This is a genomic window from Paenibacillus sp. JCM 10914 (genome assembly GCF_001315105.1).
Lineage (GTDB): Bacteria > Bacillota > Bacilli > Paenibacillales > Paenibacillaceae > Paenibacillus_AQ.
The window spans coordinates 279,077-304,290 of sequence record NZ_BAZR01000002.1; the positions used below are offsets into that span (position 1 = coordinate 279,077).

Genomic DNA, 25,214 nt, shown 5'->3' on the forward strand with positions numbered 1-25,214 from the left:
AACCGGCTCGTTTGTCATGTTGGTGCTGTTTACTGCACTCTTGCTGATCTTCATATCATATCGTCTGTCTGAATCCGCCGTGAGACAGACGGCAGAGAATTATACGTCAGAACTGATCAATCAAGTGAATGCCAATATCGAGACGTATATATCCGGTATGAAGGATATTTCGCTGGCGGCTATGAACCAACCGATGTGCGTGAGTTTCTGGCGGCAGGAGAAGATAACGAACCTCAGCAGCTTGCTGCTCTTCATGCAAGGGTATCGGAGTATTTCCATTCGATTCTCGTCTCGCGCAAAGACATTGCATCCATTAACTTATTCGGTTATAACGGAACGTTTATTTCGGACAGGCCGGAGGCCGAACTTAATCCCCATATCGATATTGCGGAATTGCCATGGTATAGGCAGGCCCAAGCAGGCGACGGGGAAGCGGTAATCTCCTCTTCTCACGTCCAGCCTGTCATTAAGGATGAATATCGCTGGGTCGTATCTTTGAGCAGGGAGCTGAGCGGAATAGATACTGCGGAGGGGCTCGGCGTACTGTTGATTGACCTGAACTTCAAAGTCATTAACGATATGCTCAGCAAGCTGGATTTAGGCAACCGGGGGTATGTATTCGTTATTGATCGCGATGGCCGGATTGTCTATCACCCCCAGCAGCAACTGCTCTACAGCAACCTGAAGACTGAAAGACTGGATGAGGTGATGGAGGACACGCAGGGCGGTTTTGCTGTAAAGGAAGACGGGATTAGCCGTATCTATAACATTAAGAATACCGATTTCGGTTGGAAGATCGTCGGCGTATTTTATGAGAATGAGTTGGTTGATAACAAAAAACAAATGCAGCTTTCCTTTGCCGGCGCAGGACTTATTTGCTTGGCCGTAGGCGTCATGGTCTCGATCGTCATTTCGCGCAATCTCACTCGTCCGATCAAGGATTTTCAGGTCAAGATGTCCGAGGTTGAGAAGGGGAATTTCGATATTCGAGTTCCGGTCGGTCACTCCAGGGAGATGTCAGGACTTGCGCGAAGCTTTAACATTATGGTGCTGAAGATCAAAGATCTGATGAACCAGATCGTGATGGAGCAGGAATTCAAACGCCGTAGTGAGTTGAATGCGCTGCAGGCGCAGATTAACCCGCATTTTCTGTATAATACGCTGGATTCGATTATCTGGATGGCGGAGAGCAAGAAGCATGATGAAGTGATTCTCATGACGTCTGCGCTCGCAAGACTGTTTCGAGCGTCGCTTAGCAAAGGGAAGGAACTAATTCCGGTTGCAACGGAAACAGAGCATATCGCCAGCTATCTGAAAATCCAGCAGATGAGGTACCAAGACAAAATTCATTTCAAGCTGGATGTCGACCCTGATCTTCATGCGTATCTAACGCTCAAGGTATTGCTTCAGCCGATTGTGGAGAACGCCATTTATCATGGGATCAAGAATAAGCAAGGAAGCGGAACGATTGTCATTACTGGCCGACTTCTAGGCGATCGGGTGGAATTTCGAGTAATCGATGATGGCGTCGGAATGGCGGAGGAGAAAGTGGCGTCCCTGCTGACGTCACCAGGCGGGCAAAGCTCCAGAAGCAGCGTCGGGATTGCGAACGTGCATCAGCGGATCCAGTTGTACTTTGGCGTGGAATATGGATTGCATTATGAAAGCGAGCTGGGTGCGGGGACCGTTGTTCATATTGTGATCCCTGCGGTTCAAGCGGGGGAGTGGAAGAACAGGGAGGACGATCAGCCTTGAGGACATATTCGAATCATAGATTTACCCGTTACCTGATCATCGTGCTTGTATCGATCGGAATCGGGGTTGCCGCGGTGTACTATTTCTCGCAAGACGAGCCGAGGACCAAGCGGGTCGTGGTTGCTGTAAAGGCGATGGAGGAGATCGAATTCTGGCGCGTGCTCATCGATGGGGTGAATACGGCTGCACGAGAGTTCGGGGTAGAGGTGACGGTGATAGGTCCTCCGCGGGAGGTTGAGGTTGATCTGCAGATCGAACTGCTGGAGGCAGCGCTGCAGCAGCAGCCTGATGCCATTGTGATGGCAGCTGGTGACTTTCAGCGACTTGTGCCGGTGACCGAGGCCATTCGCGAGGCGAACATCCCGCTTGTGATGATCGATTCCGCCGTGGAAGGCAAATCAGCCAGAAGCCTCATCGCAACGGACAATTACAATGCTGGTCAAAAAGCGGGACAGGAGCTTGCGGCTCTTCTCCCTCCCACAGCCAAGGTAGCTATCGTAAGCTTCGTTCAGGGGACTTCAACCCAGATTGACCGCGAACTTGGAGTACGGAGCGTGTTCGAGGAAATCCCCGGAACGGAGATCGTCGGCACGTTCTACAGTGAAGGGATGGAGTCGGTCGCTTATGACGTGACGAAAGAGCTGCTGCATGAACATCCGGATCTTGACGGGATTGTGAGCTTGAACGAGCCTTCCACAGTGGGAGCTGGCCGGGTCATTCGCGAGTTGGATCTGATTGGCGACGTTAAGCTTGTCGGGTTCGACAGCTCCATCAAAGAAGTGAAGCTGCTCGAGGAAGGTGTTCTACAATCCATCGTCGTTCAAAAACCGTTCAGCATTGGTTATTTGGGACTCAAAACAGCCGTGTCCGTCATTGACGGAGCTAAAGTTCCGCCACTAATCCATACTGATTCGGTAGTAATCAATAAAGAGAATATGTATTTCGAAGAGAACCAAAAACTGCTCTTTCCCTTTGTGGAAGAGTAGTTTTTTTTATGATTTCTGGGATGATGAATCAGAGATTATTCAACATTGAGCAGAGAATATTCCATTCCGATCGGCATTCGCAGCTTATACAATGATTCTTAAATTGATTGTTACAACGTAAGCGGGGTGAGAGACATTGAGCGAAGTACTGTTACGAATGGATAAAATTACGAAGGAGTTTCCCGGTGTGCTCGCACTGGATAGCTGTCAATTCGAACTGCTGAGCGGAGAAGTGCATGCACTCATGGGCGAGAATGGTGCGGGTAAATCAACGATGATGAAAATATTGACCGGCGTATATCAGAAGGATGCCGGTACGGTTACGTACAAGGGAGAAGTTGTTGAACTGACGACGCCGAAGGCGGCTCAGGATGCGGGCATTAGCATGATTCACCAAGAATTGAACCTGGCCCCGGATCTGACGATTGCACAGAACATATTCATCGGCAGGGAGCCTAGACGCAAGTTTCGTCTCATCCTGGATGAGAAGGCACTTGAGGAACAAGTGAACCAGTTGTTTGCACGAATGGGGGTTCAGATGGATCCTTCCACACTAGTAGCGGATTTGACCGTAGCCAAGCAGCAAATGGTCGAAATTGCGAAAGCGCTATCATATAATGCCGATGTTCTTGTGATGGATGAGCCGACAGCGGCACTGAGCGAGACCGAAATCGATGATTTGTTTCGCATGATTAAACAGCTTCGCAACAGCGGAGTTGGAATCGTTTACATTTCCCACCGGATGGACGAAATTAAGCGTATCACCGATCGGATAACCGTCATGCGGGATGGTCAATACATCAATACCGTGATGACCGAGGATGTATCAACGCAGGACATTATCTCCATGATGGTTGGCAGGCAGATCTACGACACCTCTGAGCCGGAGGCTTCCCAAGGCGCACAAGAAACCGTGCTTGAAGTGAAGGAGCTTAGTCAAAGCAGGCTGCTTAAGGATATTAACTTCAAGCTGAACAAAGGTGAGATTCTTGGATTTGCCGGGCTCGTAGGAGCAGGCCGAACAGAGTTGGCCCGCGCCATATTCGGTGCGGACCGGATTCAAAGCGGCGAGATCCATGTTCACGGCCAGCCTGTCAAGCTGCGCGGCCCGCATGATGCCGTGCGGCATGGCATCGGATATTTATCGGAAGACCGGAAGCGGTTCGGCTGTGTCGTGGACCTCGATGTGAAGAGCAATGTCACCATTGCTGCTTATCGTAAATATGTGAATCCGCTCGGCTGGATGCGGACCGGGAAGATTCGCAAGCAGGCGGAGGAAATGGTGCAGAGGCTGAAGGTGAAGACGCCGCATATCGATCAGGAAGTGAGATTTCTATCCGGCGGTAATCAGCAGAAGGTCGTCATCGGCAAGTGGCTGACTCGCGACTGCGATGTTCTGATCTTCGATGAACCTACACGAGGAATTGATGTGGGGGCGAAGAGCGAGATTTACAAGCTGCTGAACGATCTGGCTGCGCAAGGCAAGTCCATCATCATGATCTCCTCCGAGCTTCCGGAGATATTGCGGATGAGCCATCGCATTCTCGTCATGTGCGAAGGTCGCATCACCGGTGAACTGGATTATTCGGAAGCAACCCAGGAGAAGATCATGGAATTGGCTACAGCAAGAATGTAAGCCGCCTTGAATACATGTCAGGAGGAATCTTTACGATGAAAATACAAATGAAATCAGGTGCCTTGCAGCAATTGCTAGCCCTTGCAAGTTTAGTGGTGCTGATTCTGTTCTTCTCGATTACGTCCAGCAACTTTTTTCAATTTTCCAATATCATCGGTATCCTGCTCTCCACTGCTGTCATCGGGGTACTGGCTCTTGGTTCGACCTTTGTCATCATTACCGGCGGGATCGATCTGTCAGTAGGTACGGTCATGACCCTGAGTGCCGTGATGACAGGCGTATTCATTACGTTCTGGGATGTTCCGGTTCCGCTCGGCATACTTGGCGGGATCATGACAGGAGCACTGTGCGGTTTGCTGTCAGGGACGGCCGTCGCCAAGCTGAAAATCCCGCCGTTCATCGCAACGCTGGCCATGATGATGATCGCCAAGGGTTTGGCTCTGATTATCTCCGGTGCGAAGCCCATATATTTTACCGATGCAGAAGGATTTATGGAAATTTCACTTGGAAACCTGATTCCAGGCTTGGAAATTCCGAATGCTGTATTCATCTTCTTTATCGCCGCGATTGTCGGTTACTTCATCTTATCCAAGACGATTATCGGTAGATACAATTTTGCACTCGGCAGCAATGAGGAAGCCACGCGTCTGTCCGGGGTCAATGTGAGCTTCTGGAAGATCGTGATCTACACCTTAACAGGGGCTTTCACAGGTTTAGCAGGGGTGCTGATGGCATCCAGATTGAATTCAGCAAATCCGGCACTTGGCACCGGCTATGAATTGGAAGCGATTGCAGCCGTCGTGATCGGGGGAACCTCGCTAAGCGGAGGCAAAGGCACGATTGTCGGAACGGTCATTGGCGCGTTGATTATGAGCGTGCTTACGAATGGTCTGCGTATTCTGTCCGTTCCGCAGGAATGGCAGACCGTTGTCGTTGGTTTAGTCATTATCCTTGCGGTATATGCGGACATTCTGCGCAGACGTAAGGCTTAAGAGATGGTAGATGCTCCCGATATCGGGGGTTCTATAGAGGTTGTCATATTGATGAATAAGGGGAGAATGAATGATGAAGAAGATATCTGTACTGGCGTTGGTATTGTTACTGACGACAAGTTTGTTAGCCGCATGTGCCTCGTCCAATGAGAGTTCCGAGGGAGGTGCTGGGTCAGGTGGCGAAGGCGAAATCTATATTCCGATTATTTCCAAGGGATTCCAGCATCAATCTGGCAAGCTGTGAAAAATGGAGCGGAACAAGCCGGGGAAGAGTTCGGGGTACGGATTACTTTTGAAGGTCCGGAGACAGAGACTCAAGTCGACAAGCAGATCGAGATGCTGCAAGCTGCACTCGATAAGAAACCGAGTGCGATCGGATTTGCCGCACTCGACAGTCAGGCCGCGCTTCCTTACCTGAAGAGAGCGCAGGATGCCAACATCCCGGTCATTGCGTTCGATTCCGGAGTGGAAGGTGATATTCCGGTGACGACGGCATCTACAGATAACATTGCCGCTTCGGCTATGGCAGCGGATAAGATGGCGGAGCTCATCGGCAATGAAGGCAAGATTGCGATGGTTGTTCACGACCAGACGAGTGTAACGGGGTCTAACCGCCGCGATGGCTTCAAGAATCAAATCGAGGAGAAATATCCCGATATTGAGATCGTAGATATCCAATACGGCGGTGGTGACCATCTGAAATCCACGGACTTGGCTAAAGCGATGATGCAAGCACATCCGGACTTGAAGGGAATATTCGGCGCGAATGAAGGCTCTGCCGTAGGCATCGTCAACGCCGTGGCGGAGATGAAGAAAGCTGGTCAAATTGTGGTAATCGGCTTCGACTCCGGTAAACAGCAGATTGATGCGATTAAGAGCGGAGCGATGGCTGGCGCCATTACTCAGAATCCGGTAGGCATCGGGTATGAGACGGTTAAAGCCGCTGTGGCTGCCATCAAGGGCGAGCCTGTCGAACCGCAGATCGACACCGGTTTCTACTGGTATGATCAGTCCAATATCGATAGCGAAGAAATTCAAGCCGTTATTTATGAATAACAGGTAAGCAAAAAAGGGAGTCCGGAGGGACTCCCTTTTGTCGTGACATCCGCTTACGCGAACGCCACCTCCATATTCTGAATCAATTCGTTCAGCCTCCTTTCCTAATTACTTATCCGCCGGGACACTTATATTAAACCACGGCGGACCGTGACGATTAAAGTGAATAAACAGGCTTAATTGTTTTTTACCAGTTTGCCGGAATAATCCTTGCGTCTTCATTGTTCCCTTGACAATCCATCAAGAGCAATATAAGATCGTTACGAGTAAATCGTAATTATTACGATTAAAGGATGGAGGCAAAATCATATGAACGATACTAGAATACCCGTGACCGTGCTTAGCGGATACCTCGGATCTGGCAAAACGACCGTGCTTAATCATGTGCTGCATAATCGTGAGGGTTTGAAGGTGGCTGTGATTGTAAACGATATGAGCGAGGTCAATATCGATGCTGATCTCGTTCGTGGAGAAGGTAGTCTGTCGCGCACGGATGAGAAGTTGGTGGAAATGTCGAACGGGTGCATCTGCTGTACGCTGCGAGAGGATCTCGTGCAGGAAGTACAGAAGTTGGCGGAAGAGAAACGCTTTGACTATATTCTGATTGAATCGACGGGAATATCAGAACCAACGCCGGTCGCGCAAACCTTTGTTTATCCGGATGAGGTGTCCGGCGTAAAGTTGTCTGACCTCGCTAGGCTAGATTGCATGGTGACGGTCGTGGATGCTAATCGCTTCTGGAAGGACTTCTCTTCCGGTCAAAGCCTGCTAGATCGCAAGGAAGCACTGGGCGAAGATGATGCGCGTGAAGTTGTGGATCTCTTGATCGATCAGATCGAGATGTGTGATGTGCTGTTATTGAACAAGTGCGATCTGGTAAGCGGAGACGAATTGACCAAAGTAGAAGGCATACTACGCAAGCTTCAGCCTAGCGCCACAATCATTCGAACGGTGAGAGGACGGGTAGCTCCCCGGAAAATACTGAATACCGGTTTGTTCGATTTTGAAAAAGCGAGCCAGGCACCCGGCTGGATTCAGGAGCTTCAGCGAGAAGAGCATGTGCCCGAAACGGATGAATACGGTATTAGCTCGTTCGTCTATCGCAGAAGGAGGCCGTTCCACCCTGAACGGCTGGCGGAATTTTTGAGTTATTGGCCAGAAGAGGTTGTACGAGCCAAGGGCATTGCCTGGCTTGCTATACGAGAGGATGTTGCTGCCAGCATAAGTCAGGCCGGACCGTCCATTCAGTTCGGACCGGCAGGATATTGGATTGCGGCACTTACGGAGCAGGAGCAGCAAGAGCTCATTCAGAGCGAGCCGGGTATACGGAGAAAATGGGATCCTTTTTGGGGGGATCGGATGACCGAACTTGTGATGATCGGGATACAAATGGAACAGGAGCACATCGAGCAAGAGCTTGACGAATGTTTGTTGACACCGGAGGAGATGCAGTTGGATTGGTCGGCGTTTCATAACCCACTGCCATGGATGGCGATAGAGAGTAATGAAGACGCCCTGTAAAGACTATATTTTTTTGTTTGAATTTAATCGTAATTATTACGATTATAGTTCGAGAGAATGACATAGAATAAACACTAAGAACAAGCCTTAATCTTGAGTATAGGGCTTGTTCTTTTTTGTAATCTAACGGGATTTGTGGCAGCGAAGCATTTTCAAGAGCCATCATGTATACTGGAAGGAAAGGTAAACAACATGAACAGCAACGATCAGGAGGATTAGGAATATGGCCAAAACCAAGGTCGCAAAGCGACCGACACGAGACGAGTTTGTACTTGAAGAGCTGGGTAATCAGCTTACAGAAGCTTATCATGAGGAATCCGTGATTGTACTAACGGTATGGGGCTGGGAAGAGACGGTGGTTGGGCAGATTGATCAGATGGACTCCCGTACCGGGAAGGTACATATGAGACAGAATGGCGCCATTACGAAAGTTCCTTTTATGGACATCATGGAAGTAAATTATTCTAGGGATTATTAATGTGGCCACATTCTAAGATATTCGGTAGCATCGATCTCGAAGTCATGGTATATTAAAAAAAGTTATCTATGTGTTACTGGCGTAGCTTGGGTCACCAAGAGGGAGCACATAGGATCATATGCCGTACGCCTGGGCAAGAGGTAAGGAGACATTCGTGTCGCCTTGCCTCTTTATGTTTATCTCAATAACATTGGCGAGGGAGCGGATTTGCAATGAGTATGGAACCTGTTATTTTGGATGGAAAAAAGGTGTCAGACGATATCAAGGCCAAGCTGGCTGTGAAGGTGCAGGAGCTTAAAGAGAAAGGGGTAACCCCTTGTCTGGCGACGATCTTGGTAGGAGATGATCCGGCTTCGGCGACTTATGTGCGGATGAAGGGAAATGCTTGTGAACGACTCGGTATTATCTCCAGAAAGGTCGTGCTGGATGAGTCAACAACGACGGACGAGTTGATCACGGCCATTCAGGAATTGAACGAGGATCCGAATGTCCATGGCATCCTGCTTCAGCATCCGGTACCTCATCATATCGATGAGCGCGCAGCCTTCGATGCCATCGACATTGCCAAAGACGTGGACGGCGTCACCACGCTTGGATTCTCGCAAAATGCATTTGGTTTTGCCGAGTATCCTTCTTGTACGCCTGCTGCCATTATTGCGATTATGGATTATTACGATCTGCCGATCGAGGGTAAACACGCTGTTGTTGTCGGACGAAGTCCGATCTTAGGTAAACCGGTATCCATGATGCTGCTCAACCGGAACGCGACCGTGACGATCTGTCATTCCAGAACGAATCAGCTCGGAGAGATCGTGTCACAAGCCGATATCGTTGTTGCGGCAGTAGGCAAACCTAACTTCATTCAAGGGGAGTGGATTAAACCGGGAGCGGTAGTGCTGGATGCCGGCTATAACAAAGGCAATATCGGTGACTGTGACTTCGAAGCTTGTGCGAAGAACGCCTCTGCTATTACGCCAGTACCTGCCGGTGTGGGTCCGGTTACAATCGCCACGCTGCTCAAGCATACGGTGGATTCCGCAGAGAGAAGCATAACCGTTTAATCTGAACCCAATTATATTTTATATGATGTAGAAGGACCGTGCCTTGGCGCGGTCCTTTTGGCACCACGCGGGTTCGTAACCGTTTGACGATTGAAACAGCGGCTTGGAGACTTCGACTATGGTCAGACGATCATATCCGCGTTGGCGCGCAACGTGGATGCAGTCGACCAGCATCGAGAAAACAAATTTAAAAAGCCATGGCCGTGCCTAGGAATTGATCCTTGCATTGCCATGGCTTTTACATTGTTAGATAGCCGTGTAAATCATACCTCTATAAGCCTATTTAATAAAGTATAATAATTATTATTTGTTTATTTACATTAGTGTGTGACATACAGTATAATCATTTCCAGGAGCTGATGAAATGTCTGAAGAACAAGATTCCATATTGATTGGTTTGGTTCAGGAACTACGAAGAGGGACGATTATCCTAGGTGTGCTAAGTCAAGTATCTAAGCCTCAATACGGGTATTCATTGGTAGTTAGACTGCAGGAAAGAGGAATGAATGTGGAAGCAGGTACCTTATATCCCTTATTGAGAAGGTTAGAGAAGCAAGGACTTCTCAGCAGCGAGTGGGATACGAATGAGGCGCGGCCGCGGAAATATTACATCATAAGTGAGACAGGTAAAGTTATCTACCGTCAGTTATACAGTGAATGGAAGGATATGATGACTAGTCTGGAAGGGCTTATAGATCATAGGGAGGAATCGGAATGAGAGAGTTAATTGACCGATATGTCTACGCGGTCTCGCTGAAGCTGCCTGAATCACAGCGTGCAGATATTGAACAAGAATTAAGGGGACTCATTGAAGATATGCTTGAAGAGCGAGGTTTGAACGAGGAAGCAACTGCCAATGATGTAGAGCAGGTACTTATCGAACTGGGCCCACCCTATGCTATGGCTGCACGTTATCGAGAGAAGCAACGATATTTAATTGGTCCTGGTTTGATTGATCACTACTGGTCTGTATTGAAGATTGTGATATATTCCCTGGTTGTTGTCATGGGGATTGTGTCCATATTGGAGTATTTCACAAGCACGGCCGCGAACATTCCGCAGAGCTTGCTCGATTATGTGGTCACAGTGATTAGTGTAAGTATCCAAAGCTTTGCGTGGGTGACGGTCATCTTTGCCTATATTGAATATCGCGGCAGCTACAAGGTAACGACAGGTTCCACGTGGACACCGCATGATCTGCCGTCGCTGCCGCCATCTACCGGTCGGATTAAGCCGATAGAGCCAGTGCTTGGCATCATGTTCGCCGTTGTAGTCTTCGTTATCTTTACCTTCTCGTTGGAACAAGTCGGCGTCCATCGTTTCATGGAGAATATTTCATTTGTTACTCCGGTGTTTGATATCGATGCGTTTGCCAAGTATCTACCGCTCATATGGATTTTGACAGCGATTAGCATCATGATCAATGCGATGAAGTTGGTTGTAAGAAGATGGACGACGCAAATATTTGTGATGCATATCATTTTTAATCTGGCATCCGTGGTTGCCATGGTAATTGTATTCTCTGATTCAGCGGTCTGGAACCCGGCATTCATGGAGGGACTGGTTGAGTCTGGCATTGTGCCGCCAAGCGGAGAAGCCTATGATGTCGTCTTTGATATTTGGAACAAATTTAAAGACGGACTGCTCTTCGTGATTATTGCGATTACGGCGATCGATACGATTTCGCATGTTATGAAGATCTTCAAGAATGGAAATGTCAAAGCCATCGTTAGCAAAAAGTAACACACTTTCCAAAAAGGGATATCCAATCATGAGTGAATTCATGTTTGGATATCCCTTTTGCCTGTTATTTGCAGGGGGAAGCACATATTGTGATATCATGCACATTGTTTATTTGACAAAAATGTGAATGATATGTGTCAAAAATATGTACAATGGTGATATAATAAGACATGAGACATTGTAAACCCTTACAGAATGAACGGAGTTGATCGTTATGAAGCATGCCATTCAATATTCCACGCGAATGAAAGACATTATCTTGTTATCTTTGGTAATTAGTGTTGTGATGTTCCAAGTCGCTACATTAACTGAGTATTCCTATCCCGTGTTATTCTACATGCAGATGGTTGTTAATGTGGTTATCGTTGCAGCCCTTGGCATCGAGGCATACGCCAGGTTAGTTAAACGAGAACTCGCCATACCAACGGATGGAAGTTCGCTCAATATTCATGGTCAAGAGATTCAGGCAGGACAAATTCGTGAAATTAAGGTGTCGGGCTGCCATAAGGCTACCTTTCAAATCCAGCTAAAGGGGAAGCCTACCCGTGCGATGTTCACCAGCTTTAAGTTCGAAGATAAGAACTGTTTAGGTATTCAGGAATTAACCGACTGGGCAGAGCGAAACCAAATATCAGTTCGCAAGATTGGTCCGCAGACTCGCGCAGGGATGACCCTCTCCTCAACCCGTACGTCCTCCTAATTCAATATGAACGAATAAGAACGCGTGCAAGGGATGTGTATTCATTCGCTGCACGCGTTCTTGGTATGCAACGGCTAACTGCTGCAGCCGCCCCCGCCGCAAGAAGAACAGCTACTGCCGCTGCAGGAAGACCCGCTGTCGTTGCTGCTCGAGGCATCTCCCTTGTTGTCCCCTCCAGAACCGCAAGCAGCTGCATAACTGCAGCTGCGCCGCTGTTTTTACCCGCGAAGCGGTCATCAGGCACCATCTGGTTGGCATAATCATCAGCATGATACCAAGCGAAATATACCGCAGCAGCGAGCAGAACTTCCTGGTTGCCGAAATTCACTTTTTGTTTGCCGTGCGTTTCGTGGTCAGGCGAATCCTGGGCTTCGATTAATCTCTGTTTGAGGTTATTGGTCACCGTATCGATCGCGATCGCTGCTTCGGGAATATGCTCGTAGGTCCACTGATTAAAGCGCTCGTTCTCAACGAATGAATTCGGATATCGGAACTCCTCCAGTTCCTCTCGCGGCAATGGCACACGGAAGAAGGGGCCCCATAACGCAGCACTGTATTCGCTCCAGCCGAATAGTTCCACGTAAATCGTATCAAACCAAGCCCGTTCATGATGCATCGGAATATTCTCTCCCCCTGGGTTAGGGGCGTGGTGCAGCATGCGTCCTAGGAAACGGTCGGAGAACTGTTGATATTCGTATGTATACATTAGCATCTCATGCCATATTTCATCGACGGCCTTACTGAACATCGGCACCCGATCCAGTACCGCACACATCACGAAGAAACGTTTAAGCTCAAGCCAGCGCCACTCATACTCTCGCTCTGTCATTTCTGTATGCTCGGTAAGAACCCTTTGTCTAACCATGCCAGGCAGGGACGATGGCATGGACGACTCTAATCGGGCTGCAATGGCGTGCGCTGGACTTTGCGGTTCTGTCACGGCGGGAGGTTCCGGTGCATGTAGGAACCGCTGTCTTCGGTTTCGTTGTCTTAATGGTGGGTGCTCATTTTTTTTCTTAACAAATCGTTTAATGAAGTAAGCAATGATTACAATATCCACGAGGATAAATAGAGCCAACAGTAGCCAGGTTAATGAATTCATATCGTACCTCCTGTCGTATGGATGTCTGTAAGGATATGCTTTCTCTAGCCCTGTATTTATTATTACAATGAAACTGATCCTTGGCAATCAAAAATCGTAATGACCCAGTGTCATTATGGGCAGGACACTTGAAAGTCCTATTTTCATGTGGTACATTCCGTGTGTTCCCCATCATAAAGGCTAGGAGAATACATATGTTGACAGGTTGGAAACTTTCCGTACTAGGTATTATTATAGTAGGTATTACAGGTGTCATCGCTTCTATTGCCGGTCTCATGGAACCGGGTAGGGCAGCGTCACTGTTTGTGCTGTTTGTTATGTTCGTAGGAGCGCTTGAGTTAATGGAACGAATAAAGAAGCGAAGGATAACGAAGAGTCGCACGAAGTCTTCCAAGCGTAATTAAAGATCACATCAACGGGAGGGAAGAAAAGTGAGCTGGATTGCTGTACAACCGTATTATAAGATTCAACGCGTTGTGGACGGTATTGAACAAAGAACAGAGGAACAGGGTCGAGAAATGTTCCTTTATCAGGATAAAATCGTAACCCAATACCGTGAATTTCCGATCAAGCAAGTATTCGATCTTTCTTTCCGTCCCATGGGTGATGGGGGCGGGTTGTTGTATTTGCACACGCAACAAGGTGTGTATTCTTATACCGTTAAACATGATCCGCAGTCGTTCATCAAGGCATACAAAAATATGTAATCCTTCCAAGCAGACCTGGTCCCAGGTCTAGTTCGTATCCTCGTCTCAAGATCGGTTGCGGCAACCACGGTTTCCTATAAACTGGAATTACGATGTGGGTAGGAGGCCGAAACGTGGATACGCTACTGCAATTTATTGAACAGATCGGGCATTATGCCTTGTTTCTTGTATTATGTCTTGGATTAGTAGGGCTGCCAGTACCTAATGAGGTCGTGGCGATGACAGGCGGGACGTTAGCGGCATCCGGCATACTGTCGCCCGTGCCATCCTTTTTTATGATTTACCTGGGGATCTGCTCCGGATCTACGGTTGGATATATGCTGAGTCGGTTTACAGCCAGTCGATTATTAGATCGATTCAGTGATCGTCAGAAAATACGCCAGTTTCTCGAAGTTTCCGAGAAGCTGACGCGACAGTATGGTAACTATGCCATCTGCATTAGTGCGTTCCTGCCGATTCTGCGTAATGTCACCCCTTATGCTGTCGGGATGAAGGGGATGCCATACCCGAATTTTGCCTTGTTCTCGTACACGGCTTCATTTCTGTGGACGTCCATCTATTATTCGCTTGGTTTAGTTGTTGGGGATAAAGTCATTGATCATATCGGGGTCTTTATTAATAAATATGGTTATTATGTAGTTGGTGCCGTTTCGCTATTGGTTGCGCTTTGGATCATCAGCAGGTTCATGCGAAGAAATAAAAGAAGCAAATCGGAGCAAGAGATACATTTTCACGGATAAATGGCGGGCTGTTCTTCCCATTTGGAATCAACATTAGGTGACATACGAATAATCTTAACGTATTCTCTCGGCGCGTATCTAATCGGAATTGCCGTACCATTTGGAGACAATTGATAAATTCGCGTACCCGCAGGATCAGAAACGGGATAACGGGTCGTTAAATACATATTTGCCCATAGGGCTATTGCGCTCATGGCCAGCAAAATCGTGATACATATCGTTGCTTTTCGAATCATGCGGGTAACCACTCCTTTACCTTCATTGGTTCCCTGTTCACATAATTTTCATTCAAAGCGCTTTGACAAAGTTTTGATCTCAAGATATAATAAATGTCAGTATGAATCTTACAATTAATCATCATTTTATAGGGGGAGCCTGTCACCAACGGGCTCTTTTTGTTTTATTCTGGATTCATGCTTGATAAATAGGGTAATACTGTTGAGGAAAAATCAGAAATTAGGAGGAGTAGAATTTGTCTTTGCTGCACATCGCCGTTCTTACACCCATCATAGCAGCGCTTGTAGTTATGCTAACTTACAAGCTCATTGGACGTGTTCACATCGGTTGGATTATTCTGCCGGTGCCTGTCGTACTGTTCATCTATTTCGCTGGTCTTATTCCTACTATCCAGGGAGGCGAGCAGATTCTTGCGATTGCCGATTGGATACCGAGTTTAGGTATTAATTTTGCAGTATATTTGGATGGGTTAAGTCTAATCTTTGCACTCTTAATAACGGGCATAGGTTCGCTTGTTGTCTTGTATTCCATTTACTATATGGACAAGAATATAGAGGCTGTCCATCGATTTTATATTTATCTCCTCTTATTTATGGGTGCGATGCTGGGTGTAGTGTTATCTGATAACCTACTAGTATTGTATGGTTTCTGGGAGTTAACCAGTATTTCGTCCTTTCTGTTGATTGCTTTCTGGAACCATCGTGACCGTTCGAGATACGGTGCGCTCAAGTCGATGCTGATCACCGTATTTGGCGGTCTAGCGATGTTAGCCGGCTTCGTGATGCTGTATGTGATGACCGGAACGTTCAGCGTTCGAGAGATTATCGGCGAGATCGGTACGATATCCGGCGAAGGCCTGTTTATACCTGCTATGATTCTTGTTCTATTAGGGGCGTTTACGAAATCAGCGCAGTTCCCTTTCCATATCTGGCTGCCAGATGCGATGGAAGCGCCAACTCCGGTCAGTGCTTACTTGCACTCTGCGACGATGGTCAAGGCGGGTATCTATTTGGTTGCCCGCATTAGTCCTGTATTCGCAGGGGAAGCTTCTTGGTTCTGGATCGTGACGGTAACGGGCTTGGTGACCTTGATCTATGCTTCCGTTCGCGCGGTTAAACAAACGGATCTCAAGGCGCTACTTGCTTATTCGACGATCAGCCAGCTTGGCTTGATTATGAGCCTGTTCGGGCTTGGATCTGCCGCCGCATATTATGGGGGCGGTGTCGATACGCTGCTGTATACGAAAGCGACAACTGCGGCTATTTTCCACTTGATCAATCACGCCGTCTTTAAGGGCGCGCTCTTTATGGTGGTCGGCATTGTCGATCATGAGACAGGAACACGCGACCTGCGCAAGCTGGGCGGACTGATGACGCTCATGCCGATCACATTCAGCGTAGCGGTAATCGGGGCATTTTCTATGGCGGGTCTGCCACCGTTTAACGGCTTCTTAAGTAAAGAGATGTTCTTTACTGCGGTGTTGAAAGCTGCGGAGATGAATTTCTGGAGCGTCGATGTATGGGGTGCGCTTATTCCTGTGATCGCATGGGTTGCTAGCGTGTTTACCTTCGTCTACAGCATGATTCTGGTATTCAGAACTTTCACAGGTAAATATAAGCCTGAGATGCTGGAGAAGAAGCCGCATGAAGCTCCGATCGGGATGCTTATTTCTCCCGCTATCCTGGCATCACTCGCGGTCGTGATTGGATTGTTCCCGAACCTGTTGTCCTATTCTCTCATTGAACCGGCACTTGCTGCCGTGCATCCACGGATGTTGGCTCCGGGGGATCGATTCATGGTCAATATCGAGATGTGGCACGGATGGACAACGGAGATCTATATGACGATTGGGATTGTTGTCATCGGAACCATACTGTACAAACTTCATCGTAAATCAGCTGTTTTGAGTCAGCCATTGTCTACCCGAGTTTCCTGGAATGGCTTGTATGATGGTGGTTTGCGTCTGTTGGAGAAAGGTTCAAGATCGCTCACTACGACTTACATGACGGGTTCCATTCGTCATTACGTCATTTATATCTTTGCTTTTTTCATCGTTACACTGGGGGTTAGCCTTATTGTTGCTGGACCATTCCAGATCGATACAAGCTCTTACGCCCCAATTACCGTGTATGAGGCCGTCACACTTTCAGCACTGATCGTACCTGTCATTGCTCTGCCATTCGTAAGGTCCCGTCTGATGGCGATTATATTGACAGGCGCAGCAGGGTATATTGTTACGTTGTTCTATGTACTTCTACGTGCACCTGATTTGGCGTTGACGCAGATGATTGTTGAGACGGTATCCGTCATGCTGTTCTTGTTATGTTTCTACCATCTGCCTAAACTGAAGCGCGAGAAAATATCGCCTAGGCTGCGCGCCAGAAATTTGATGATAGCAATCGGCGTAGGCGCAATTGTTACCTGGATGACACTCGCCGCGTCCAGTGGACGGGTATTTGATTCGATTGCCGATTTCTTTATCAGAGAGAGCTATCCTTTAGCAGGCGGTAAAAATATCGTCAACGTGATCTTGGTTGACTTCAGAGGTTTTGATACGATGCTCGAAATTACCGTGTTGGGCATTGCATCGTACGCCATTTATGCCTTGATTAAGATTGATCGAGGAGACATCATCGGCAAAGGTGCACACATGGAGAACATGTACCTGCCTAATAGTAATGACGTCATTTTGCAAACCGTTTCCAAAGTGATCGTCTTTATCGTTGTCACCTTCTCGTGGTACTTGTTTAGTGCAGGCCATAATGCGCCGGGAGGCGGATTTATCGGCGGATTGATGACTGCTGCTGCGCTCGTGCTGCTGTCAGTTGTATATGGCATGGATATGACGAAGAAGATACTGCCGCTCGATTATAAAAAAGTAACAGCGATCGGCCTAATTATTGCTTTCTTGACCGGAATCGGTTCGTTTGCTTTTGGGCTGCCATTCCTAAGTCATGCGTTCGAATATCGTACACTACCGTTATTAGGCGAAACCGAGCTGGCAACCGCTGTCCTGTTCGACCTTGGCGTTTATCTGGCGGTTGTTGGCGTGACGATGACGATGATCAATACGATAGGGAGGGATGAATAACATGGAACTATATATGGCTATAGCAATCGGGATCATCTTTGCCGTTGGCGTGTATCAAATCCTGTCCAAAAGCCTGCTGCGGATTATCCTCGGTACCTCACTGATCACCCATGGTGTTCATCTACTATTGCTCACGATGTCAGGACTGAAGACCGGTGCGGCACCGCTGCTTGGGGAACAAGCCTCAACTTATGTGGATCCGGTTCCTCAGGCGCTCATCCTGACTTCCATCGTCATTAACTTCGGTGTAACATCGTTCTTTTTCGTCCTAGCGTATAAGGCTTATCAGCGCTTGGGCACAGACAATATGGAGGAGTTGAGGGGGACGGAAGATGAATAATGTGATCGTTCTCCCGCTGCTTATACCACTCTTGACGGCGGTCATTCTTATTTTCTTGTCGAAGTTTACGAGTTTTCAACGCTGGTTCAGCGTCATTAGCGTCATAACAAATATGGCGGTAACTATATTCATTATCAATCAGGTTCATGAATCCGGGATCCAAACCCTGCATATGGGGGGCTGGCTTCCACCCTACGGCATCGTCTTTGTCGCAGATATGTTCGCTGCCCTATTGGTTCTGACAACCTTGATTGCATCACTTGGATGCTTGCTATATGCGTTCCAAAATGTTGGAGCGGAGAGAGAGAAATATTATTTCTATCCGTTCTTCCAATTCTTGATTGCGGGCGTGATCGGGTCCTTCCTGACCGGTGATTTATTTAACCTGTTCGTCTGTTTTGAAGTGATGTTGATCTCCTCATATGCACTGATCGTACTGGGGGGAACGAAACGTCAGCTTAGAGAAACCTTGAAATACATGTTGATCAATATCATATCTTCAGCCATGTTCGTGGCAGGGGTAGCGTATATCTACGGTACGGTAGGCACGCTCAACTTAGCGCATCTGTCGGTGCGCGTTGCCGAGGTGCAGCAAGCAGGGATCTTATCCGTTATCGGCATATTTTTCTTGATTGTGTTTGCTCTAAAAGCAGGATTGTTCCTGTTCTTCTGGCTGCCTGGTTCCTATAATGCGCCGCCTATTGCCATCACGGCACTATTCGGTGCACTGCTCACGAAGGTGGGATTATATGCGATAACGCGCTTCTTCACCTTAATCTTCTATCACGATCCGAGTACCGTCCAAGTCGTCATGGGCTGGATGGCTGCGGCGACCATGATTCTTGGAGGCCTTGGCGCATTGGCCTATAAGGACCTGGGCCGGATTCTGAACTATAATATCGTGATAAGCGTCGGCTTCATCGCTTTCGGTATTGCTGTGCTTCGCCGGATGCCTTAAACGGGGTTATTTACTACTTGATGCACGATATGGTTGCTAAAGCACTGCTCTTCATTCTAGGCGGGATGCTGATCGCTGCTGCTGGCACAAGTAAGCTAAGCGAGATGGGAGGATTAATGAAACGTTATCCTCTGATTGGCTGGCTGTTCTTCATAGTTGCGCTCGCGCTCGTAGGTATACCTCCGTTAAGCGGTTTCTTAGGCAAAGTGTTAATTGTCAGCGGCGGGATCAGTGGTGGTCACTATGCTCTAACCTTTATCGGTTTGGGCTCAAGCATCATCGTTCTATATTCACTGATCAAAGTATTTATGGCTGCATTCTGGGGTGAAGCCCCGGCAGCCCGTACTACGCCTGTAAGCATTCGCTGGAGTGACTATACGGCGGCGATCGGATTAACCTTGGTTGTGATCTTCATGGGACTCGGATCCGAATGGATCTATTCCTTTACCTCTCAAGCAGGCGCCGTGCTATCGGATCCAACACTATATATTAATGCCGTGCTAAAGGAGTAGTGGATATGGGCTTTCAAATATTACTGAATATCATCATCGGCGTTGTCTGGATGTTTCTTAATAACGAATGGACCCCGCAGCAATTCATTGTTGGATATTTATTAGGACTGTTGTTAATCTTCTTGCTTCGAAGGTTCTGGCCGCAGAAATTTTACGCACGCAAGTTATGGTATGTGTTTCGCTTGACGCTGTATCTCTTAAGGGAACTTGTGAAATCTAGCCTCATCGTCATCGGTCAAATCTTGAAACCGAAATTGGATGTGAGGCCCGGCATATTCTCGTACACGACGGAACTGGAGACGGATTGGGAGATTACCGTGCTCTCCCTCCTGATATGTCTTACCCCCGGAACATTGACTTTAGAGGTCTCAAGGCAAGGACAGACCTTGTATATCCACGCCATGGACATCCATGACGCAGATGAGATGGTATCCCAAATCCGGGGAACGTTTGAAAAAGTAATTAGGGAGGTGACGCGAGGATGATCAACGGCATGCTGATAGCGTCATTACTATTCTTGTCGCTTGGCATCATCGGTTGTCTCTATCGGTTGCTCAAAGGACCTTCCATAAACGACCGAATTATGTCGCTTGATACGATCGGGATCCTGATGTTATCCATGATTGCAGTACTCGGAATGAAGTTCAAAACTTCTTCATACTTCGATATCATTTTGTTGATCGGGATCCTTACCTTTATCGGAACGACGGCCTTTTCACGGTATATAGAGAGGGGTGATGTCATTGAACGAGTTCACGATGAGCCAGATCGGTGAGTTTCTGATTGCACTGGGCGTATTGCTTGGATCGATTCTCGGTGTGCTTAGCGCTTACGGACTAATACGACTGCCCGATGTGTATACGCGGTCGCATGCGGCTACGAAGAGTGCTACACTCGGGGTGTTATTGATCCTGCTGGGCGCATTTCTATACTTTACGTTCTATCTGGAGTACGTCAGTGCTAAGCTCCTGCTCGGTATTTTCTTTGTATTCATTACGGGTCCGCTTGCAGGCCATCTCAATGGTAGAGCCGCCTATCGATCGGGTGTGTCCTTGTGGGAGAAGAGCGTTCGAGATGAATTGAAGCCTGAACTTAAACGGGAACGCGAGCGACAGGAGCAGGAACAGGCGCAGGCACGAGCTGAGGCGTCAGGTAAGGCATAATTCGTTACAGAAATTTGACTTCACTACGACATGAATGGGTAGAAGCTGTAATTAGCTTCTGCCTTTTTGTTATGCATACATAAAGATTATGGTAGAATTAGGTGCATACCGATGTGGATTCATATCGATTATCAAGATATAAGGAGATTATGGAAATGCAGATTTATCAACAAGATATCGTGAGTTTAATTGAACCTTTGTCCTTATTTATAGCTCGACTAAACCGTAAGGACCGACACCATGTTGGGTACTGCGGTGAGGACCCGGAGGAGATTCACAGCACGCTCAGAGAAGATTTCGCTGACGCGGGCGAGATGGATCGATGGTTTACGCTGCTGATGGATGATAAGGGGGATATTCGGGCTGCGCTGGGCTTCAATGTGGATCCAGATAGCCGAACGGCTGAAATATGGGGTCCATTTATCGAGGCAGAAGATGAATGGAGCGCGATTGCAGAGCAACTATGGGCTACGGGCATGACGAAGCTCGAAGGTCAAGTTGATCGCATGTTCGGATTTTATAATGAGGCGAATCAGTTCGCTAAGCGATTTATCCTTAAGAAGGGCGGTCGACGGACTGGAGAGCATATCGTTCTGAGAGCAGAACCTTCGTCATCTCCATCCGAAACCAGTCCTCATGTAGTAGAGTTTACTCCTAACTACACGGAAGATTTCCAGGAGTTACACGATAACGCTTTTCCAGATACATATTATGACGCTGAGCGTATCCTGAAGATGCTGGATCAAGATCGCAGACTGTTCGTCATTGTCGACCAAGGCCAACTTGCAGGTTATGTATACGTCGAAGGAGATTCGGATATCCAAGATGGAAGCATCGAGTACATTGCCGTATCGGAAAGGTATCGGAGGCTTGGCTACGGTCAGTCTTTATTAGAAAAAGCGCTGCAATTCCTGTTCCGAGAAGTGAAGGCAACTGAAATCTCATTGTGCGTGGAATATTCCAATCATGCAGCTATTGGCTTGTATAACGCCACTGGATTTCGTACGGTCCATAAATTATCGTCGTACGTGTTATGATGGGATGAGCGCAAGCCAAAAGACACCCGCCAGGCCCGAATCGCGGCTTAGCGGGCGGGTGTTGTCCTATTTTTTCGGTGGCAATATCGGTTCCAGATGCTCATCGGAGTGATAGCGATTCTCCATTCTCTTGCCGGCGAACCATAACAGCCACAACACGAGTGCAGCTATCAGAATCCGCCACGGCTGATAGATAAATGCCTGCCAATCATGTCCGATAAAGGCGACCATAAAGATCATCACGGATTTGCCGGCCATCACGGCTATCATGAACGTAGATCCAGATACGGTGCTGAGTCCTGACGCGATGTTAACGAGCGACGATGGTGTGAACGGGAAGCAGTACAAGATGAAGATAGGGGTGAAGCCTTTCTCTTCGATCCAATGAAAGAACCGCTTGGAGCCGGGGATACGACGCTGTATATGAACGCCTAAATTACCACCCAATTTACGCACGATCCAGAATACGGTAATGGAGCCAAGGCAGACACCGATCCAGGAGAATAAGAAGCCCCACCATAAGCCGTAGGCAGCGGAGTTGCCCATGACGAGAACGATAAGCGGGAGTACGGGTAGAAAGGCCTCGATGAACGGTAGCAATATTCCGGGCAGGGGCCCTAATCGCGAGTATTGCTGTAACCATCCTTGCACCTGATCCAGGTCGATATGTTTCAGGTTAGTCCCAATGCTGTGAAACCACTCCATCATGCTGTGAAACCTCTCTTATGTTCAATTAAATGATGTCATTTCATTCCATCGGAATATGGAATATATTATAGCATAACGGAAGAAGACATTATAAATCGCTCAAACATGGTAATTAGTTCCTTTTATAACCTCTTATCCACAGAATTTCCATTATATGAACAGGGTGATCGAAACCATGAATTTATTATATTGGATGTGTATAACATTGCCATGCCGAAAATCGTAGATCATGGGAAACAACGGCAGCACGTGGCTGAAGCAGCCCTTCGCGTTATTCAGAGAGAGGGACTTGATAAAGCGACCGTGCGTAACATCGCCGTGGAAGCGGGACTGTCGGTCGGCTCGATGAGGCATTACTTTTCAAGCCAAGCGGAATTGTTTGCGTATTGCATGAATCAGATCAATCAACGAATACATAAGCGTTATGACGAATTGATTCTTCGTGGGGATCTCATAAACGATCTAAAGGATATGTTATTACTTTCGCTTCCGCTCGATAACGAACGACGCATGGAGATGGAAGTCTGTATGTCGATCGTTGCCAAGGGACTGATTTACCCCGAACTGGGAGAAATCATACATGAGATGTTTGATGCGGTAGGCAAAACATGTTATGCTGCCATCCAATTTCTAGCTGAGCACAAACTCTTGTCTCCAGGGGCAAATATAGAGCATGAGGCCGAGCGACTATACGCACTGATTGATGGTTTAGGGATTCATTATATGATGAGACCACGCCGGCTTAGCGTCGAGAAGATCGAGCGGATTATTGAACAACATCTTCAATCCCTTATGTATATTGAGCATGGAAAAGGATCGTTTGAACCCTAAATCCTTGTGTCATTATTGACACAAGGATCATTTTTCTAATACAATGGTTCTTCGAACGGATGTTTCGTGTGCAAAAATATACATAAAGGAGAAAAGCATGGTCAAAAATCATAAAAAAATGACGGTCGGCGAAATTGTGAAACGGTTTATCTTTATAACGATCGGAGCCATTTTGATGGCTGTGGCACTTGAGGTTTTCCTCGTTCCCAATCAAATTATTGACGGGGGCATTACCGGTATTTCTATCGTACTGTCAGCGATCACCCCCTTAAAGTTGGGGGTCTTCCTGTTTCTGATCAACCTTCCCTTTCTGTACGTGGGGTACAAGCAGATTGGCAAGACGTTTGCGTTTTCAACCTTGTACGGCATTATTGTACTGTCGCTGACGACAATGTACCTGCACCATTTTGAGCCTTTTACGAACGAGAAGATTCTCGCCGTTCTGTTCGGTGGTTTAATTCTCGGACTGGGCGTGGGGCTTGTGATTCGGTTCGGCGGTGCGCTGGACGGAACGGAGATTGTAGCGATTCTGCTCTCCAAGAGGCTGAGAATACCAGTCGGCCAGATCATTATGATCATCAACGTCTTCATCTTCATTACGGCTGGCTTCGTATTTGGTGCGGATTCGGCGATGTACTCCATCTTCTCCTACTACATTGCAGCGAAGATGATGGATATTGTCGTGGAGGGCTTAGACGAATCCAAATCTGTCACAATTATATCTAACGAATATGAGGAAATATCCAGCGCGATCATGCAACGCTTGGGACGGAGCACCACGATGATTTATGCGAAAGGCGGCTATTCCCAGACCGATACGCAAATGATATACTGCGTAGTCACCCGGCTTGAGATTGCCAAGTTGAAGACAGTCGTCCAGGAAATTGATAAGAATGCCTTTATTTCGATTCAGAATGTGGCGGATGTTCTTGGTGGCAATGCAGCCAAAGCGGATATTCACTAGGTACATGTCAAGATGAACAGACCTTTGCAGCAAGATCGCAAAGGTCTGTTTTTTGCAGTGTTATGCTTATTTCCTTACTTCAAAAAACTCGCACTCCTCACGCTTATGGTAACCCAGAGAGCTCACGCTGGACTGCGTAATGATGGTGTCGTCGGTGAACCGAATTACACGACTTCCAGACTCAATTAGATGATTATCTTTGAAGATGCGTATGGGGATTCCTTGATCCATTACTTCCTGAAAGTCGGGATCAGTCATTAACGGTCTGACAATAGGCACGAATCTATCCTCCTTAACTAAGTTTTGTCCAGTGGTGGATTGGTGTGGCACTTGCGGCATACGGGGAAGTAGGTGTCGTTGCCACCGATCAGGATCTGCTCACCCGTGAATACCGGCTTGCCGTCAATAACGCGGAGATTCATGATCGCTTTGCGTTCGCAGAACCAGCAGATTGTCTTCATTTCTTCGATTTTGTCGGCGTATATGAGCATCCACCGGCTCCCTTCAAAGAGCTCGTTGCGAAAATCATTCTTAAGGCCGAAACCCATCACAGGAACGTTCAATTCATCAACGATGCGTACGAGCTGGAGTATGCTATCTTTACCTAGGAATTGGCACTCGTCCACAAGCACGCAATAAGGTTTGGGGTGGTGAGCGCTAACGATGCCGAATATGTCGGTTGATTCCGTAATCGGAATAGCTTCTCTTCGCAGGCCGATTCGAGAGGATACATAACCCACGGAATCACGGTCATCCAAGGCTGAGGTGAAGAGTAATACGGGCTTGTTCTGTTCTTCGTAGTTATGAGCGACTTTCAAAATTTCAATGGACTTGCCGCTGTTCATCGATCCATACTTGAAAAATAATTGGGCCATGCTGTAACGTCCTTTCTTTCT

At 47.6% G+C, this 25,214-nt stretch carries 26 protein-coding genes, 2 pseudogenes and 1 riboswitch; of the genes and pseudogenes, 23 read left to right on the forward strand and 5 right to left on the reverse strand.

The annotated features are described in order from the left end of the window. The first annotated feature begins 195 nt into the window (after positions 1–195). From JCM10914_RS04690 to JCM10914_RS04740, 11 genes and pseudogenes are all read left to right on the forward strand, one after another. A complete protein-coding gene (locus JCM10914_RS04690; protein ID WP_023957994.1) occupies positions 196–1,755 on the forward strand; it encodes a histidine kinase in 1,560 nt (519 codons plus the stop codon). Continuing rightward, complete coding sequence (locus tag JCM10914_RS04695; RefSeq protein ID WP_023957996.1) at positions 1,752–2,741, forward strand: substrate-binding domain-containing protein; 990 nt, start codon at positions 1,752–1,754, stop codon at positions 2,739–2,741. The genes JCM10914_RS04690 and JCM10914_RS04695 overlap by 4 nt, the downstream gene beginning before the upstream one ends. 136 nt (positions 2,742–2,877) lie before the next feature. Beyond that, complete coding sequence (locus JCM10914_RS04700) at positions 2,878–4,377, forward strand: sugar ABC transporter ATP-binding protein (RefSeq protein WP_036716990.1); 1,500 nt, start codon at positions 2,878–2,880, stop codon at positions 4,375–4,377. Between the two features lie 35 nt (positions 4,378–4,412). After that, the gene (locus JCM10914_RS04705; protein WP_023958000.1) at positions 4,413–5,369 is read left to right on the forward strand and encodes an ABC transporter permease; all 957 of its coding nucleotides are present in this window, start codon (positions 4,413–4,415) and stop codon (positions 5,367–5,369) included. Between the two features lie 70 nt (positions 5,370–5,439). After that, positions 5,440–6,425 (forward strand): annotated as a pseudogene (locus tag JCM10914_RS04710) (ABC transporter substrate-binding protein). A gap of 309 nt (positions 6,426–6,734) precedes the next feature. After that, a complete protein-coding gene (locus JCM10914_RS04715; protein ID WP_023958006.1) occupies positions 6,735–7,946 on the forward strand; it encodes a GTP-binding protein in 1,212 nt (403 codons plus the stop codon). Between the two features lie 223 nt (positions 7,947–8,169). Then, positions 8,170–8,424 carry a YolD-like family protein gene (locus tag JCM10914_RS04720; protein WP_023958008.1) on the forward strand — a complete coding sequence of 85 codons (255 nt, stop codon included), beginning with the start codon at positions 8,170–8,172 and terminating at the stop codon, positions 8,422–8,424. A 62-nt stretch (positions 8,425–8,486) separates the two neighbouring features. Then, positions 8,487–8,566: riboswitch (ZMP/ZTP riboswitch) on the forward strand. Between the two features lie 70 nt (positions 8,567–8,636). Beyond that, complete coding sequence (locus JCM10914_RS04725) at positions 8,637–9,485, forward strand: bifunctional 5,10-methylenetetrahydrofolate dehydrogenase/5,10-methenyltetrahydrofolate cyclohydrolase (RefSeq protein ID WP_023958010.1); 849 nt, start codon at positions 8,637–8,639, stop codon at positions 9,483–9,485. Positions 9,486–9,849: 364 nt separating this feature from the next. Continuing rightward, positions 9,850–10,203 carry a PadR family transcriptional regulator gene (locus JCM10914_RS04730; protein ID WP_023958012.1) on the forward strand — a complete coding sequence of 118 codons (354 nt, stop codon included), beginning with the start codon at positions 9,850–9,852 and terminating at the stop codon, positions 10,201–10,203. Further along, positions 10,200–11,228: a hypothetical protein gene (locus tag JCM10914_RS04735; RefSeq protein WP_023958014.1), complete on the forward strand. Its 1,029-nt coding sequence runs from the start codon at positions 10,200–10,202 to the stop codon at positions 11,226–11,228. The genes JCM10914_RS04730 and JCM10914_RS04735 overlap by 4 nt, the downstream gene beginning before the upstream one ends. Before the next feature lie 214 nt (positions 11,229–11,442). After that, entirely contained in the window at positions 11,443–11,928 is a 486-nt protein-coding gene (locus JCM10914_RS04740; RefSeq protein WP_023958016.1) for a hypothetical protein, read from the forward strand. 1 nt (position 11,929) lies between these two features. Here JCM10914_RS04740 and JCM10914_RS04745 read toward each other — a convergent pair whose 3' ends face one another. Beyond that, the gene (locus JCM10914_RS04745; protein ID WP_023958018.1) at positions 11,930–13,030 is read right to left on the reverse strand and encodes a hypothetical protein; all 1,101 of its coding nucleotides are present in this window, start codon (positions 13,028–13,030) and stop codon (positions 11,930–11,932) included. A gap of 194 nt (positions 13,031–13,224) precedes the next feature. Between JCM10914_RS04745 and JCM10914_RS04750 the strand changes: the two genes are divergently transcribed. The 3 genes from JCM10914_RS04750 to JCM10914_RS04760 all read left to right on the forward strand — a co-directional run bounded on the left by JCM10914_RS04750 (position 13,225) and on the right by JCM10914_RS04760 (position 14,477). Further along, entirely contained in the window at positions 13,225–13,434 is a 210-nt protein-coding gene (locus tag JCM10914_RS04750; RefSeq protein ID WP_023958020.1) for a hypothetical protein, read from the forward strand. A 27-nt stretch (positions 13,435–13,461) separates the two neighbouring features. After that, positions 13,462–13,737 carry a hypothetical protein gene (locus JCM10914_RS04755; protein WP_023958022.1) on the forward strand — a complete coding sequence of 92 codons (276 nt, stop codon included), beginning with the start codon at positions 13,462–13,464 and terminating at the stop codon, positions 13,735–13,737. A 113-nt stretch (positions 13,738–13,850) separates the two neighbouring features. After that, complete coding sequence (locus tag JCM10914_RS04760; RefSeq protein ID WP_023958024.1) at positions 13,851–14,477, forward strand: DedA family protein; 627 nt, start codon at positions 13,851–13,853, stop codon at positions 14,475–14,477. On the opposite strand, the gene JCM10914_RS04765 is transcribed toward JCM10914_RS04760, so the two are convergent. Beyond that, positions 14,468–14,713, reverse strand: coding sequence for a hypothetical protein (locus JCM10914_RS04765; RefSeq protein WP_023958026.1), 246 nt, complete (start codon positions 14,711–14,713; stop codon positions 14,468–14,470). The genes JCM10914_RS04760 and JCM10914_RS04765 overlap by 10 nt on opposite strands. A gap of 236 nt (positions 14,714–14,949) precedes the next feature. On the opposite strand from JCM10914_RS04765, the gene JCM10914_RS04770 reads away from it, so the two are divergent. From JCM10914_RS04770 to JCM10914_RS04800, 7 genes and pseudogenes are all read left to right on the forward strand, one after another. After that, the gene (locus JCM10914_RS04770; protein ID WP_023958029.1) at positions 14,950–17,805 is read left to right on the forward strand and encodes a Na+/H+ antiporter subunit A; all 2,856 of its coding nucleotides are present in this window, start codon (positions 14,950–14,952) and stop codon (positions 17,803–17,805) included. A 1-nt stretch (position 17,806) separates the two neighbouring features. Then, on the forward strand, positions 17,807–18,145 hold the full coding sequence (locus JCM10914_RS04775; RefSeq protein WP_023958031.1) for a Na(+)/H(+) antiporter subunit C: 339 nt from the start codon (positions 17,807–17,809) through the stop codon (positions 18,143–18,145). Beyond that, positions 18,138–19,615: pseudogene (locus JCM10914_RS04780) on the forward strand (Na+/H+ antiporter subunit D). The gene JCM10914_RS04775 and the pseudogene JCM10914_RS04780 overlap by 8 nt, the downstream one beginning before the upstream one ends. Before the next feature lie 5 nt (positions 19,616–19,620). After that, the gene (locus JCM10914_RS04785; RefSeq protein ID WP_023958036.1) at positions 19,621–20,100 is read left to right on the forward strand and encodes a Na+/H+ antiporter subunit E; all 480 of its coding nucleotides are present in this window, start codon (positions 19,621–19,623) and stop codon (positions 20,098–20,100) included. Then, entirely contained in the window at positions 20,097–20,390 is a 294-nt protein-coding gene (locus JCM10914_RS04790) for a Na(+)/H(+) antiporter subunit F1 (protein WP_023958038.1), read from the forward strand. The genes JCM10914_RS04785 and JCM10914_RS04790 overlap by 4 nt, the downstream gene beginning before the upstream one ends. Then, on the forward strand, positions 20,374–20,778 hold the full coding sequence (gene mnhG, locus JCM10914_RS04795; RefSeq protein WP_023958040.1) for a monovalent cation/H(+) antiporter subunit G: 405 nt from the start codon (positions 20,374–20,376) through the stop codon (positions 20,776–20,778). Before JCM10914_RS04790 ends, mnhG begins: the two co-directional genes overlap by 17 nt. A gap of 155 nt (positions 20,779–20,933) precedes the next feature. Further along, complete coding sequence (locus JCM10914_RS04800; protein WP_023958042.1) at positions 20,934–21,815, forward strand: GNAT family N-acetyltransferase; 882 nt, start codon at positions 20,934–20,936, stop codon at positions 21,813–21,815. A 66-nt stretch (positions 21,816–21,881) separates the two neighbouring features. Here JCM10914_RS04800 and JCM10914_RS04805 read toward each other — a convergent pair whose 3' ends face one another. After that, positions 21,882–22,523, reverse strand: coding sequence for a TVP38/TMEM64 family protein (locus tag JCM10914_RS04805; protein WP_023958044.1), 642 nt, complete (start codon positions 22,521–22,523; stop codon positions 21,882–21,884). A gap of 210 nt (positions 22,524–22,733) precedes the next feature. Here JCM10914_RS04805 and JCM10914_RS04810 point away from each other — a divergent pair, with 210 nt between their 5' ends. Both JCM10914_RS04810 and JCM10914_RS04815 read left to right on the forward strand, forming a co-directional pair. Next, entirely contained in the window at positions 22,734–23,354 is a 621-nt protein-coding gene (locus JCM10914_RS04810) for a TetR/AcrR family transcriptional regulator (protein ID WP_023958046.1), read from the forward strand. Positions 23,355–23,451: 97 nt separating this feature from the next. Then, a complete protein-coding gene (locus JCM10914_RS04815; protein WP_023958048.1) occupies positions 23,452–24,318 on the forward strand; it encodes a YitT family protein in 867 nt (288 codons plus the stop codon). Between the two features lie 66 nt (positions 24,319–24,384). Here the strand turns inward: JCM10914_RS04815 and JCM10914_RS04820 are convergent, their stop codons facing one another. Next, complete coding sequence (locus JCM10914_RS04820; protein ID WP_023958050.1) at positions 24,385–24,597, reverse strand: hypothetical protein; 213 nt, start codon at positions 24,595–24,597, stop codon at positions 24,385–24,387. A 17-nt stretch (positions 24,598–24,614) separates the two neighbouring features. Next, positions 24,615–25,193, reverse strand: a complete 579-nt coding sequence (locus JCM10914_RS04825) for a thymidine kinase (RefSeq protein WP_023958052.1) — start codon at positions 25,191–25,193, stop codon at positions 24,615–24,617. Positions 25,194–25,214 lie beyond the last annotated feature (21 nt).